Source organism: Nonomuraea sediminis, from assembly GCF_018531495.1.
Classification (GTDB): domain Bacteria; phylum Actinomycetota; class Actinomycetes; order Streptosporangiales; family Streptosporangiaceae; genus Nonomuraea; species Nonomuraea sediminis.
Map to the genome: position 1 here is coordinate 435,325 of NZ_JAHDTI010000010.1, position 14,463 is coordinate 449,787.

Consider the following 14,463-nt stretch of genomic DNA (forward strand, 5'->3'; position numbering starts at 1 on the left):
ATTTCGGAAAACTCACGAGGTCATCGGGCCTTCGGGTCGAACGCGTCCCGGAGGCCGTCACCGAGCAGGTTGAAGGCCAGCACGGTAATGAAGATCGCGAGGCCGGGGAAGAGCATGAAGTTCGGCGCCACGTCGTAGTTGTGCACGGCGTCGGCCAGCATGCCTCCCCACGTCGGAGTGGGCGGGCGCACACCCACGCCCAGGAAGGACAGCGCGGCCTCGAACAGCACGTTGGAGGGGATCAGCAGCGTGGAGTAGACGAGGATCGGCGCCAGCAGGTTGGGCAGGATCTCCTTGAACAGGATGATGTGGCTGCGCGCGCCCAGGCTCCGTGAGGCGTCGACGAACTCCCTTTCGCGCAGGGAGAGCGTTTGACCACGGATTATTCGGCCGATGTAGGGCCAGTTGAAGAACCCGATGATGAACACCAGCAGGCTGATCCGCAGCGAGTCTCCCGACAGGCCGAAGGCCTTGTCCGGGATCACCCCCGCCAGCGCCAGCGCGAACACCAGCAGCGGGAAGGCCAGGAAGATGTCCATGGCCCGGCTGATCACCGTGTCGATCCAGCCGCCGAAGAAGCCGGCGATCATGCCGAACACGGTGCCGAGCACCACGCACAGCAGCGTGGCCAGGAACGCGATCAGCAGCGAGACGCGCGCCCCATAGAGGATGCGACTGAACAGGTCGCGTCCGGTGGTCGGCTCGACGCCGAGCAGGAAGTCGTGGCTGATGCCGCCGAAACTGCCCAGCGGCGCCCCGATGCTCGGGTCGACCTTCTCACGGTGCCATTCGGCGGGCGGGTGGCCGAGCCACGACACCAGCAGCGGCGCGAAGATCGCCACCAGGATCAGCAGGATGATCACCGCGCCGCCGATCATGGCGATGCGGTCGCGTTTGAGCCTCATCCACGCGATCTGTCCAAGGGAACGCCCTCGGATGGCTGTGGTTTCCGCCCCCTCCAGAACGGTCTCCGGTCCAGCCTCAATGGCCGAGCCCGGAACATCGAGCGGTGCGGTCATTCCAGTAGCCCCCTGGATTCCAGACGACGTCGTCCGAGTGCGGCGCGGGTCCGGTCAGGATAGTGCGCCAAAGATTGCCAAGACCGCAGTGTCACGGTCTCCGTCGGCAGAATCTACGGCCTGAGCTGGAGTGACTAGTCCCTGAGGGCACGATGTGGCTTAACTGTGATTCACGCGAAACGCATTCGTATCGATCTTGAAGTGAATGTCTACGGCCAGTTCCGTTTCAGTCTCGGAACTGTGACACTCCCGGAATCAACTGATACCACGGCGTTTGAGAATGTCCTCGATGTCAGAAAAATCATCATCCTTTTGTGGAGCCTGTACGGCGGGCCGTCCGGCGGGCGTGGCGGGTTTCGCTGAGGGCTGAACCGCCTCGGCCTGCTTGGGCTGTTTCGGCTGCTTGCCCCCGTCGCCACGGCGCAGCTTCCTGCCGCGCATCACGCCGGAGACGACGAACAGCACCACCGACAGACCTGTCACCGCGACTCCCGCCCACACCATGGGGTTGAAGATCAGGCTGGTGACGAACGAGACGATCGTGGAGCCGATCGTCCACAGCGACTGCAGCGCGCCGGTGAGGTAGGCGGCCATCGGCAGCAGTGACCACGCCGCCATCCGCAGGCCCGCCGCCACGCCCCGGCGACGCAGCGCCAGGTAGCTGAACACCAGTCCCACGGCGGTCACAACGATGCACAACGGCAGCCACGCGATCTGATTGAAACCCATGACTCCATCCTGGCACGCCGTTCCCCGCCTGCTCCTCCTCCACGAGAACGGCTTTCCCCCTAGGGGTCGAGACCCGCCCAGAGCGCCCGCGACCAACGCCCCGGTACCCACCCCACCCCACCAGCGACCTGTCCCTGTTCGCCCACCCGCTCCTGGCAGCCGCCGTCCCTGGCCACCCCCACCCGACAGCCGCCCCGGCCCCCACAGACGCGCCTGCAATCACTGGCCATCCCAGGTGAGCCCCCACAGACACGCCTGCAACCACTCGCCACCCCAGGTGAGCCCCCACAGACACGCCTGCAACCACTCGCCACCCCAGGTGAGCCCCCACAGACACGCCTGCAACCACTCGCCACCCCAGGTGAGCCCCCACAGACACGCCTGCAATGACTGGGCCTTCACAGATGAGCGCGGTGCCCCTGGCCCCACGGCTTTCGGTCGGCGAGACCGACGGCCACGCCGGACCTGCAGACGCGCTCGCGCTGGCTCGGTCTTATGTACCGCCGACGGTCACGCGGGGACGTTGGGCCTCATCGCGTGGTCGGTCAGGCGGTGGTGTCGGTTACCAGGGCGCGTAGCCGGTCGATCGTGATCTCGGTCAGCGAGTCGACCACGAGGCGGCCCGGGGCGGGCTCGATCGGCAGCAGGCTCGGCACCGCCACCACCGCGCACCCGGCGGCGGTGCCGGCCGCGACGCCGTTGGGCGAGTCCTCGAGCACCACGCACCGCACGGGCTCGACCCCCAGCAGGCTGCAGGCGGTCAGGTACGGCTCCGGGTCCGGCTTGGTGCGCTCCACGTCGTCGGCGGTCACGATCACGTCGAACCTGTCGCGACCGACGGACGTCAGCACCGCCTCGGCGATCTCCTTCAGCGACGAGGTGACCAGCGCCACCGGAACGCCCTCGGCACGCAGCCCGTCCAGCAGCTCGGACGCGCCCGGCATGACCCGCACCCCGCGCGACAGGCGGGACACCATCCCGTCGACCATCCACTGCCGCAGCGTCTGCGGGTGCACCTCGGAGCCCGAGACGGCCAGCATGTAGGCGACCGTACGCTCCATCGACCCGCCGACCAGATGCGACTGGTGCTCAGGGGTCCAATCGCCGCCCAGCCTGGCCATCACCTCGGTCTCGAGCTCCAGCCACACCTTCTCGGTGTCGACCAGCAGCCCGTCCATGTCGAAGAAGACCGCTTCCATCCGTCCCCCGCTTTCCCTTGGGCAAGAGTTAACGACTGCCCATGCCTGAGCCATTCCCACCACGCACCCCACGCTCACCTCCCACCCCACCTCACCCCCATTCTCGCCCCCCGCAAAGAACCCACCCCCTCCCCCACCCCAACCCCGCCCAAACACTTCCCCACCAAGGAGCGCCCCCACCACCGAGGAGCGCCCCGCCCACCCAAGAACCCAGCAACGGCCCCCTCGGCCCCTCACCCGGGCGCCCCCCGCGTCGCCACGCCCGTGGACCCCGGGCCGAGAGGCCCTCACACCACAAGACACCGACCTCCGCCGACCTACGACCCGCCGACGCGACCCAGGGACCGCCCTCGCACAGTGACCTGGTACGGCGAGCTCGCCCGCAGCCACGGCAGCGCGGGCACCCAGGCGCTACGTCGGCGAGACACGGGAACGCGCGAACGCCTGCACCCCGCACGGCGAACCGCCCAGCGCCCCCTCAGACCCCGGCACCCCCAAGCACCGCGTCGGCGAGACGTGGCACGGCGGAAGTCGGCGCCTCGTACGGCTGAACGTCCGCCACGGCCCCAGGCCTGGCCCCCCAGGCGCCGCGTCGGCGAGACATAGGACGGCGGAAGACGGCGCCCCGTACGGCTGAACGTCCGCCACGGCCCCAGGCCTGGCCCCCCAGGCGCCGCGTCGGCGAGACATAGGACGGCGGAAGACGGCGCCTCGTGCGGCGGCTAGCCCAGCACGCTACCCCGCCCCGGCATCCCAGGCACCGAAGCGGCAAGACACAGCGGCACCGCGGGCAGCCCCGGCCGGGGTGCCTGGGTTACGTGGCGGCGTAACGGTGGCCCGCCACGTCCTGCTGGCGTGGCGTCTCCCTGGACAGAGGGCAACCGAAGTGCGGCGGGTGGCGGCAGGGCGGCTTGCCGTACGAGAGCACTGGCTGAGCAGAGAGCGCCGTACGACAGCACATTGCCCGAGCAGAGACCGCCGCACAGCAGCACACCGCCCGAGCAGAGACCGCCGCACAGCAGCACACCGCCCGAGCAGAGACCGCCGCACAGCAGCACACCGCCCGAGCAGAGACCGCCGCACAGCAGCACACTGCCCGAGCAGAGGCCGCCGTACGGCGGCGCACTGTCTGAGAGGAGAAGCCGGCCGGGTCAGACGTTGAAGTACTTGGCCTCGGGGTGGTGGGCGACCAGGGCGGAGGTGGACTGTTCGGGGTGGAGCTGGAACTCCTCCGACAGGCTCACCCCGATGCGCTCCGGCTCGAGGAGCTGGAACAGCTGCACCTGGTCCTCGAGGTTGGGGCAGGCGGGGTAGCCGAAGGAGTAGCGGCAGCCCTGGATGTTGACCTTGAGCATGTCGTCCAGGGACTCCTGGCCGCCGATGCCCCACTCCGAGCGGACCCGGGCGTGCCAGTATTCGGCCAGGGCCTCGGTGAGCTGGACCGACAGGCCGTGCAGCTCGAGGTAGTCGCGGTAGGCGTCCTTGGCGAACAGCTCGCCGGTGGCCTCGGCGATCTTGCCGCCCATGGTGACCACCTGGAAGGCGACGACGTCGGTCTCCCCCGACTCGCGGGTGCGGAAGAAGTCCGACAGGCACAGGTGGCGGTCGCGGCGCTGGCGCGGGAAGGTGAAGCGGGTCCGCTCACCGCCCGACTCGTCGAGGATGATGAGCGAGTCGCCGTCGCTGACGCACGGGAAGTAGCCGTAGACGACGGCGGCCTCGAGCAGGCCCTCGGTCTGCATGCGGTCGAGCCACATGCGCAGCCGCGGCCGTCCCTCGGTCTCGACCAGTTCCTCGTAGCCGGGGCCGTCGCCGCCGCGGGTGGGCTTGAGGCCCCACTGGCCCAGGAAGAGCGCGCGCTCGTCGAGGAAGGCGGAGTATTCGGCCAGCGAGACGCCCTTGACGATGCGGTCGCCGTGGAAGGGCGCCGTCGGCACCGGGTTTCCGGCGGCCACGTCGGAGCGGGCGGGCAGCTCCTCGACCGGGGTGCGCTGCAGCACGGCGCCGGTCTTGACGCGGCGTTCGCGCAGCGCGGGCAGCGGGACGCCCTCGCGCTTGTGCGACATGAAGGCGTCCATCAGGCGCAGGCCCTCGAAGGCGTCGCGGGCGTAGCGCACCTCGCCCTCGAACAGCTCGGCCAGGTCCTGCTCGACGTAGGCGCGGGTGAGGGCGGCGCCGCCCAGCAGCACGGGGTACTTCTCCGAGATGCCCCTGGAGTTCATCTCCTCCAGGTTCTCCTTCATCACCACCGTGGACTTCACCAGCAGGCCGGACATGCCGATGACGTCGGCCCGCTGGTCGTCGGCGGCCTCGAGGATGGCGCTGACGGGCTGCTTGATGCCCAGGTTGACGACCTGGTAGCCGTTGTTGGACAGGATGATGTCGACCAGGTTCTTGCCGATGTCGTGGACGTCGCCCTTGACCGTGGCCAGCACGATGCGGCCCTTGGACTCGCCCTCGACGCGGTCCATGTGCGGCTCGAGGTAGGCGACGGCGGTCTTCATCACCTCGGCCGACTGCAGGACGAAGGGCAGCTGCATCTGCCCGGAGCCGAACAGCTCGCCGACGGTCTTCATGCCGTCGAGCAGCACGTCGTTGATGATCTCCAGGGCGGGCCGCTGGGAGAGGGCGTCGTCGAGGTCGGCCTCCAGGCCCTTCTTCTCGCCGTCGATGATGCGCCGCTTGAGCCGCTCCCACAGCGGCAGCGCGGCCAGCTCCTCGGCCTTGCCCGCGCGCATGGCGGCGGCGTCGACGCCCTCGAACAGGTCCATGAAGCGCTGCAGCGGGTCGTAGCCGTCGCGGCGGCGGTCGTAGATCATGTCGAGCGCGACCTGGCGCTGCTCGTCGGGGATGCGCGCCATCGGCAGGATCTTGGAGGCGTGCACGATCGCCGAGTCGAGCCCGGCGTTGACGCACTCGTTGAGGAACACCGAGTTGAGCACCATGCGGGCGGCCGGGTTGAGGCCGAAGGAGATGTTGGACAGCCCCAGCGTGGTCTGCACGGTCGGGTAGCGGCGCTTGAGCTCGCGGATGGCCTCGATCGTCTCCAGGCCGTCCTTGCGGGTCTCCTCCTGGCCGGTGGCGATGGGGAAGGTGAGGCAGTCGACGATGATGTCCTCGACCCGCTTGCCCCAGTTGGTGGTCAGGTCCTCGATGAGGCGGGTGGCAACCCGGACCTTCCAGTCGGCGGTGCGGGCCTGGCCCTCCTCGTCGATGGTGAGCGCGACCACGGCCGAGCCGTGCTCCCTGACCAGGCGCATGATCTTCTGGAAGCGGGAGTCGGGGCCGTCGCCGTCCTCGTAGTTGACCGAGTTGACGGCCGCGCGCCCGCCCAGCATCTCCAGGCCTGCCTGCAGTACGGCGGGCTCGGTGGAGTCGAGCATGATGGGCAGGGTCGAGGCCGTGGCGAAGCGGAAGGCCAGCTCCTTCATGTCGGCCACGCCGTCGCGGCCCACGTAGTCGATGCACAGGTCGAGCATGTGGGCGCCGCCGCGGGCCTGGTCGCGGGCCATCTCCACGCAGTCGTCCCAGTGGCCCTCCAGCATGGCCTCGCGGAAGGCCTTGGAGCCGTTGGTGTTGCAGCGCTCGCCGATGGCCAGGTAGGAGGTGTCCTGCCGGAACGGGACGGTCTGGTAGAGCGAGGAGGCGCCGGGCTCGGGGTGCGGGCGCCTGGAAGCGGGCGCGCGGCCGTTGACGCGCTCGACCACCTGGCGCAGGTGCTCGGGCGTGGTGCCGCAGCAGCCGCCGACCAGCGACAGGCCGTAATCGCGGGTGAAGGTCTCGTGCGCGTCGGCCAGCTCCTGCGGCGACAGCGGGTAGTAGGCGCCGTCGGAGGTCAGCACCGGCAGGCCCGCGTTCGGCATGCACGACAGCGGCAGCCGGGCGTGTCGCGCCAGGTAGCGCAGGTGCTCGCTCATCTCGGCGGGGCCGGTGGCGCAGTTGAGGCCGATGAGGTCGACGCCGAGCGGCTCGATCGCGGTCAGCGCGGCGCCGATCTCGGAGCCGAGCAGCATCGCGCCGTTGGTCTCGATGGTCACCTGGGCGATGACCGGCACGTCCTTGCCCGCCGCCTCGATGGCCCGCTTGGCGCCGATGACGGCGGCCTTGACCTGGAGCAGGTCCTGGCAGGTCTCGATGATCAGCGCGTCGGCGCCGCCGGCGATCAGTCCGGCCGCGTTGTCGCGGTAGGCGTCCCTGAGCGTGGCGTACGGCAGGTGCCCCAGGGTGGGCAGCTTGGTGCCGGGGCCCATCGAGCCGAGCACGAAGCGCGGCTTGTCGGGGGTGGACCAGTGGTCGGCGCGCTCGCGGGCGATGCGGGCGCCCGCCTCGGAGTACTCGTAGACGCGGTCGGACAGGTCGTACTCGCCGAGCGCGGCCAGGTTGGCGCCGAAGGTGTTGGTCTCGACGCAGTCGACACCGGCCTCGAAGTAGGCGTCGTGCACGCCTCGGACGATGTCGGGGCGGGTGACGTTGAGCACCTCGTTGCAACCCTCGTGGCCGTGGAAGTCGTCCAGCGTCGGGTCCTGGGCCTGCAACATCGTCCCCATGGCCCCATCGGCGACGATCACTCGCTGGGACAGCACTTCTCTGAAGGTCGGGACGTCGCTCATGGGGGCAAGCTTATCGGTTGCTCTTGGGCCGCTATTCTGCTGGACGAGCAATTGAACATCGCGTCCAATTGGGGTTCCTGATGGCCTACAGCACCGTACTTGTCGGCACCGACGGCTCCACCTCTTCCTTCCGTGCGGTCTCCGCGGCGGCGGGCCTGGCCGCCGCGACGGGGGCCAGGCTCGTCCTGGCCTGCGCGTATCTGCCCATGCGCGAGAGCGAGCGCGCGGCGGCCGCCGACCGGCTCGGCGACCTCGCGTACAAGATCAGCGGCTCGACCCCGGCGGACGACGCGCTGCGGGCGGCCAGGGATCACGCGGTGGCGGCGGGGGCGCAGGACGTCGTGCTGGCCGCCGAGCAGGGGGACGCGGTCGACGTCCTGGTCAGGCTGGCGGGCGAGGTGCAGGCGGACCTGCTGGTCGTGGGCAACAGGGGACTCAACAGCCTGGCGGGGCGGCTGCTCGGCTCGGTGCCCTCCAACGTCTCGCACCGCGCCGGTTGCGACGTTCTGATCGTGCACACGACCCCCGGCGGGCACTGAGGCCTGCCGTACTCCTTGCCGTGTCTTGCCCGTGTCATGGGCGGGAAACCGCGGTGAGCTAGATCGGTGACGCGGACCACTCCTCAACGCATAGGCTTAGCGAGATGGCGAGGAGAGGAGGCGACACGTGACCGAGCTCGAAGGGCTCCCCGAGCTCGTCGACCCGGTGCTCATAGCCGCGTTCGAGGGGTGGAACGACGCCGGCGAGGCATCCAGCGGCGTGATCGCCCACCTCGAGTCCGCGTGGAAGGCCGAGCCGCTGATCGCGCTCGACCCCGACGACTACTACGACTTCCAGGTCACGCGGCCCGTCGTGGAGATGGGCGACGGGCTGACCAGGTCGATCGTGTGGCCGACGACGCGGCTGCTGCACGCCAGGCCGCCGGGCGTCGAGCGGGACGTGGTGCTGCTGCGCGGCATCGAGCCGAACATGCGCTGGCGCTCGTTCTGCGCCGAGATCATCGAGATCGCCCGCGAGCTGGGCGTCGAGATGGCCGTGATGCTGGGGGCGCTGCTCAACGACTCGCCGCACACGCGGCCCGTGCCGATCCTGGGCGGCGCGACCGACGAGGCGCTGGCCCGTTCGACGGGGCTCGAGCTGAGCCGTTACGAGGGCCCCACGGGGATCGTGGGCGTGCTGCAGCACGCCTTCGGCGAGGCGGGGCTGAGCGCGGTGTCGCTGTGGGCGTCGGTGCCGCACTACGTGGCCCAGCCGCCCAACCCGAAGGCGACGGTCGCGCTGCTGCGCCGCATGGAGGACGTGCTACGGATCCCGATGCCGCTGGGCGACCTGGACGAGGAGGCGCGTGCCTGGGAGCGCGGCGTCGACGAGCTGGCGTCCCAGGACAGCGAAGTGGCTGAATACGTCAAGGAGCTGGAGGAGCGCAAGGACGCCGCCGAGCTGCCCGAGGCCAGCGGCGACGCGATCGCGGCGGAGTTCGAGCGGTACCTGCGCCACCGCGACTCCGACACTGACAGCTAACCTTCAGCCGCAATATTCAGCATTTTTCCGTGATTTCGAGTAATAATCGGTGACCGTCCAACTTTGCACCAAGTTGGAACGCCAGCCCGCAACGATTACGCAACCAGGAGAAACACGGCTCGATAAACATCGGCGATTCGCCGAAGTGCCACGTTGAACCTACCCATGTGACTGCGCACGTTAGGCCAACCATGGCGACTTCCCATGTAGACCCGCACCAGAGAAGTCAGGACACGCGGCGGCGCGTCCTGGAGATGGCCCTCTCCCTGCGGGAGGAGCGCACCGGCGGATCGGTGGACCATTTCCTCGCCCTGCTCCAGGACCGGCTGCCGCTCTGGCTCCGCATTCTGCACGACCTGTCACACCGCGCCGGAAAAGGGCAGGTAAGCGATAATTTGCTCCCTGTCATCCGGTCTGGCATCGATTACTACCTCGAAGTGCAATCGGCCGCTCTGCCGGCCTTCACCTCCCCCAGCGTGACGGTGCGCTTCAGGGAGGTGGTGCGCGGCCTCGAACTGGGTCCCCGGTCGGAGATCCTGCCGCTGTCGGCCTACCTCAAGGCGGAGCAGCAGCTCGGACGGGTCGCCGAGCGCGTCGACCCTGAGGCCAGCGCCCGGCTGCTGCTCGCGGGCTGCTTCCGCCACGCCTACAACGAGCTGTTCTTCGGCGCCGACTCGGTCCCGCCGCGTGACACGAGCGCCGAGGAGATCGTCCGCGAACTCCGCCTGGAGTCTTAGACGCTCGCTGTTGTCCGGCGGCCTTTGCTCTGCTGCCGTGCGACGGTTTTGCTCTACGGCTGTACGGCGATTGTGCTCTGCTGCTGTACGGCGGTTTTGCTCTGCTGCTGTACGGCGAGCAGCCGCCACCGCCAGTCGCCGCACTTCGGCTGGGCCCTGTCCAGGGGCACACTCCTCCGGTGACGCCCGGCTGACCACCGCCACGCCGCCCACAACCCGCCTCCCGCGGAACCCCAGCGGTGGCCGGGCTCGCCTGCCCAACCCGGTTGGCGCCACTCCGAAACCCGCTCAGCGGTGGCGCGGTCAGGCGGGCAACCCTGCGGAGCCCGATTCGCGGGGGCGCGGGCAGGGCGGTTTGCCTGGCGGGTGGTCAGGCGGCTGAGCGGTTGCCGAGGGACTCGTCGTAGCGGTGCCAGACCAGGCCCGCCAGCGCCGGGTCGGGGCCGAGGGGCGGGCTGACCAGGTCGGCGCCGGCGGCTTCGAGGCGGTCGTGGAAGTACCCCGGCGCCAGCAGGTACGAGGCGATCACCACCCGAGAGGCGGAACCCGAGCGGGCTCGCTCCATGACCTCGGCCAGGGTGGGCGTGCCCGCGGAGGCGAAGGCCGCGGTCACGGGACGCGCCAGCCGTACCGCGAGCATGCGGGCGGCGGCGCGCACCTCGGCCAGCGCCCCCGGGTCGGACGAACCGGCCGCCCCGAGGATGACCGAGTCCGCCGGCCGCAGCGCCCCAAGCCTGCGCACCAGAGCGGAGGTCAGCAGAGGATGCGGCCCCAGGTGCCGGGCGACGACGGCACCCGTGCCCGCGACGATGCCCGGAATGTCCTGGTGAATGTGATACCCCCCGGCCAACAGCAGCGGAACCACCACCGCAGCCCCCGCCATCTCCGCCAGCACATCACTCAGCCGGGGACGACTGATCTCCAGATAGGCCAACTCAACCCGACACCCCGGCCGCTGCCGCGCCACCAGCGCCGCCAACCCCTCCAAGGCCGCCTCCCCCGCCGCACTCCGAGTTCCGTGCGCCGCCAACACCAAGGCAGGCCGTACCACCCGACTCACATGACCTCCCTCAGCACCCAGACCACCCACCCACGAATCGTCCGCACCTCGTCATCCACCGCTCGACACAACCCACGCCCCCATCCGGAAGCCCTCCCACTCAACCCCCGACACCGCCCGACTGACCCCGGTTGACCACGATCCCGAGCAAGCCACCCAAACGCCCCACCCCGGTCACGACACGGCGCGGCGCACCGAAGCCGTCCGATCGAGGCACCACCTTGGGCGAGCCACCCAAGTAGGCCCAAGCGAACACGACGCAGCGCGCGCCACCGAAGCTGCCCGACCGAGGCACCACCCTGGAAGAGCCACCCAAGCGGGCACGACGCGGCGCGCGCCATCCGAGGCGGGCACGGTGCACACCGGTCGGGAATGGGGCGAGGGCGGCGGATGGGGTCATGGGAGGGGGCGTTGGCAGGCGAGGCGGTAGCCGCGTTTGACGACCGTTTCGACGATGCCGGTGGGGCCGAGGGCGCGGCGTAGGCGGGTGACGGCCATCTCGACGGCGTGTTCGGCCGAGTCGCGGGTCGGCCCGCCGGGCAGGACCATGCGGAGGTCGGCGCGAGGCACGACGTGGCCTGGCTTGTCCGCGAGGCGCTTCAGCACCGCCATGGGAGCGGGCGGGAGCGGCTTGAGCTCGCCGTCGACGACGACGGCGTGACCGCGGATCTCCAGGTGGTGGCCGCCCGCGACGATGCGGGTCACGCCGTACTCGGGCAGGTGGCGGGCGAGCGCGCGGGCCAGGGCGCCGAGGCGGGCGCGTTCCGGCTGCAGCGTATGGACACCGCGCGAGGTGAGCGGCTCCGCCGTGACCGGGCCGACGCAGGCCGCCACGACGCCGCCGGAGAAGGCCGCGAGCAGCGACTCCTCGAGCCCGTCCGCCCGGGCCGAGCGGAGCATGGCATGGACGGCGGGCGCGCTGGTGAAGGCGACGGCGTCCACGGCCCCGGTGATCGTCTGCGTGACCAGGCGGCGCAGCAACGAGGGGTCACGGTAGGGCAGCCATCGGTAGACCGGGATCTCGATCACCTCGGCGCCCGCATGCCGCAGGTCCGCGACGAAGTCCGTGAGCGGCTCGCCGTGCAGCTGCACCGCGATACGGCGACCGCTCAGCTTCTGGGCCAGCAGATACTGCTTGACCTCCTGGCACGACTCGGTGGCCGGGGTCCAGTGGTCGTTGAGCCCCGCGGCCCGCACGGCGCCCCTGGCCTTGGGCCCTCGGGTGAGCAGCCGTGACTTGGCCAGATGATCGGCCAGATCCGCCGACAAGCCCCACCCTTCGGCGGCCGCCATCCACCCACGGAACCCGACGCCCGTCGTGATCACCACGTCGTCGATCGGCCCCGCCAGGGCGTCGCGGGTCGCGGCCAGCAGATCGGTGTCCTCCTCCAACGGCACGAGCCGGATCGCGGGCGCGCTCACCACCCGAGCACCCCGCCGCTCCAGCAACGCGCAGAACTCCTCCCTGCGCCGGGTCGCCGTGACCCCCACGGTGAACCCCGCCAACGAGTCCTGCGCCGTCTCCAGCCCCTCAACGGGCGTCACACTCATACGCTCGCCTCCACCTCCATAGACCACCCACTCCGCTCGCCCCCAGGCCTGCGCGCCTCACTTGCGCGACCGACCACCTCATGGGAACCGCTTCGCCGCATGGGACCCGCCCGCCTCACTCACGCGACCGCCGCCCGGCCTGCTCGGCGGCCATCCACGTGACCGCCTCCACCGGATGCACGAGCGTGTGAGCGTGTGCCCCAGAGCCCCGCCGTACAGGGCGCCGGGCTCCGCAGCTCCGACCTTCGCCGTACGTGGAGCCGAGCTTCGCCATACGCCTCCTCGCCAACCCGGCGCCCCAATCGACGCCGGGGCGCGGCATCTCGCCTGCGCTCCCTGAGGCTCTCTCCTTCCAGAGCCCTGCCAGCTCTCAGACTCATGTGAGGATCTCCACCTTCCCCCCGTTCACGCGGGCCGGATACGTCGGTACGGCTATCGCAGGGTTGTCGAGGCACGTGCCGCTGGACAGGGAGAAGACCTGTTTGTGCATGGGGGAAGCGACCGTGGGCTCCGTGCCTCGGGTGCCAACGATGCCGCGTGAGAGGACCTGTGCCCCCGAGAACGGGTCCAGGTTGCCGAGGGCGTAGACGCCGCCGCTGAAGTCCCGGAATATCGCGATCTGGTAGCCGTTGACGAGGGCGCAGACCCCGCGTTCGGGAAGGAGGTCGGCAAACCCACACACGGCCACCCAGTCCCTTACAGCTTTCATGGGTACTCCTTGAGCGTGGAGACCCCGGGCTTCAGCCCTGGGGAGGAAACACGGCAATGCGCCATATATCGAACATGCGAGCGATACTTAGCTGATCGTGTCCTAGGATGCGAGATGTGGCGCAGATCGTGAAGCGGGCCTACAAGTACCGCTTCTACCCGACTCGCGAGCAGGCGGAAGAGCTTGCCCGGACGTTCGGCTGCGTCCGCCTGGTCTACAACAAAGCACTGGAAGAGCGGAGCCGCGCCTACACTCAGGAAGGATGCCGTGTCTCCTATGTGCAGTCGTCGGCGCGCCTGACGGAGTGGAAGCGCAGCGGCGAGTTCGACTTCCTGTCGGAGGTGTCGTCGGTCCCACTTCAACAGGCGCTTCGCCACTTGCAGGCGGCCTTCGCAAACTTCTTCGCCAAGCGCGCCAGATATCCGACGTTCAAGTCGCGGAAGAAGTCCCGCGCCTCGGCGGAATACACCCGGTCGGCGTTCCGATGACGGGAAGGCACCCTCACTCTGGCCAAGATGGACGCGCCGCTGGCGATCGTGTGGTCGCGGCATCTTCCGGAAGGTGCGGAGCCGTCCACGGTGACCGTCTCCCGCGACAGCGCCGGGCGCTGGTTTGTCTGCATGCTGGTGGAGGAGAAAATCTCCCCGCTGGCTCCGGTCGAGCAGACGGTCGGGCTTGACGCGGGCATCACAGCCCTGGCCACGCTTTCGACCGGCGAGAAGATCGTCAACCCTCGGCATGAGCGTCGCGACCGGCGCAAGCTGGCCCGTGCTCAGCGAAAGCTCGCCAGCAAGGCCAAGGGCAGCAACAACCGGGCCAAAGCCCGGCAGGTGGTCGCCCGCATCCACGCCCGGATCGCTGACCGCAGAAGAGATTTCCTGCACAAGGTCACCACACGGCTTGTTCGCGAGAATCAAGTGATCGCCGTGGAAGACCTGACCGTCGGCAACATGATCAAGAACCGATCGCTGGCGCGCGCCATCTCCGACGCCGCATGGCGGGACCTGCGGGGCATGCTGGAGTACAAGGCGGCATGGTACGGGCGCACCGTGATCGCGGTGGACCGGTGGTTCCCCTCCTCCAAGCTGTGCTCGGTGTGCGGGGCCATGCAAGAGGGCATGCCGCTGAACGTCCGGACCTGGCAATGCGCTTGTGGCGCATCCCACGACCGGGACATGAACGCCGCCAGCAACATCCTCGCCGCCGGGCTGGCGGAGAGCTGAAACGCCTGTCGAGCTGGCGTAAGACCCAAGCAGCGCAACCTGGGCGGGCGGCCGGCGGTGAAGCAGGAAACCCGACCCGCGAGGGTTGGGATCCCCCGGCTTCAG

General features: G+C 69.6%; 10 protein-coding genes and 1 pseudogene. 4 read left to right on the plus strand and 7 right to left on the minus strand.

Going from position 1 to position 14,463, the window contains the following annotated elements:
- Positions 1 to 20: 20 nt before the first annotated feature.
- The 4 genes from KIK09_RS36680 to metH form a co-directional block, all read right to left on the minus strand.
- Positions 21 to 1,019, minus strand: a complete 999-nt coding sequence (locus KIK09_RS36680) for an ABC transporter permease (RefSeq protein WP_214324035.1) — start codon at positions 1,017 to 1,019, stop codon at positions 21 to 23.
- A gap of 255 nt (positions 1,020 to 1,274) precedes the next feature.
- Positions 1,275 to 1,748, minus strand: coding sequence for a cellulose synthase (locus KIK09_RS36685; RefSeq protein ID WP_214324036.1), 474 nt, complete (start codon positions 1,746 to 1,748; stop codon positions 1,275 to 1,277).
- Positions 1,749 to 2,293: 545 nt separating this feature from the next.
- Complete coding sequence (locus KIK09_RS36690) at positions 2,294 to 2,947, minus strand: HAD family hydrolase (RefSeq protein WP_214324037.1); 654 nt, start codon at positions 2,945 to 2,947, stop codon at positions 2,294 to 2,296.
- Between the two features lie 1,151 nt (positions 2,948 to 4,098).
- Complete coding sequence (gene metH, locus KIK09_RS36695; protein ID WP_214324038.1) at positions 4,099 to 7,557, minus strand: methionine synthase; 3,459 nt, start codon at positions 7,555 to 7,557, stop codon at positions 4,099 to 4,101.
- A gap of 80 nt (positions 7,558 to 7,637) precedes the next feature.
- Here metH and KIK09_RS36700 point away from each other — a divergent pair, with 80 nt between their 5' ends.
- From KIK09_RS36700 to KIK09_RS36710, 3 genes are all read left to right on the plus strand, one after another.
- On the plus strand, positions 7,638 to 8,096 hold the full coding sequence (locus KIK09_RS36700) for a universal stress protein (RefSeq protein WP_250574295.1): 459 nt from the start codon (positions 7,638 to 7,640) through the stop codon (positions 8,094 to 8,096).
- Positions 8,097 to 8,223: 127 nt separating this feature from the next.
- Positions 8,224 to 9,078 carry a PAC2 family protein gene (locus tag KIK09_RS36705; protein ID WP_214324039.1) on the plus strand — a complete coding sequence of 285 codons (855 nt, stop codon included), beginning with the start codon at positions 8,224 to 8,226 and terminating at the stop codon, positions 9,076 to 9,078.
- A gap of 437 nt (positions 9,079 to 9,515) precedes the next feature.
- Positions 9,516 to 9,815, plus strand: coding sequence for a TetR/AcrR family transcriptional regulator C-terminal domain-containing protein (locus KIK09_RS36710; protein ID WP_214324040.1), 300 nt, complete (start codon positions 9,516 to 9,518; stop codon positions 9,813 to 9,815).
- A 370-nt stretch (positions 9,816 to 10,185) separates the two neighbouring features.
- On the opposite strand, the gene KIK09_RS36715 is transcribed toward KIK09_RS36710, so the two are convergent.
- The 3 genes from KIK09_RS36715 to nirD all read right to left on the minus strand — a co-directional run bounded on the left by KIK09_RS36715 (position 10,186) and on the right by nirD (position 13,135).
- Positions 10,186 to 10,905, minus strand: coding sequence for a sirohydrochlorin chelatase (locus KIK09_RS36715; protein ID WP_308164522.1), 720 nt, complete (start codon positions 10,903 to 10,905; stop codon positions 10,186 to 10,188).
- Positions 10,906 to 11,271: 366 nt separating this feature from the next.
- Entirely contained in the window at positions 11,272 to 12,426 is a 1,155-nt protein-coding gene (locus tag KIK09_RS36720; protein ID WP_214324041.1) for a uroporphyrinogen-III synthase, read from the minus strand.
- 376 nt (positions 12,427 to 12,802) lie between these two features.
- A complete protein-coding gene (gene nirD / locus KIK09_RS36725; protein WP_214324042.1) occupies positions 12,803 to 13,135 on the minus strand; it encodes a nitrite reductase small subunit NirD in 333 nt (110 codons plus the stop codon).
- Between the two features lie 116 nt (positions 13,136 to 13,251).
- Here nirD and KIK09_RS36730 point away from each other — a divergent pair.
- A pseudogene (locus KIK09_RS36730) lies at positions 13,252 to 14,427 on the plus strand (RNA-guided endonuclease InsQ/TnpB family protein); the annotation flags it as partial.
- Between the last annotated feature and the right edge of the window lie 36 nt (positions 14,428 to 14,463).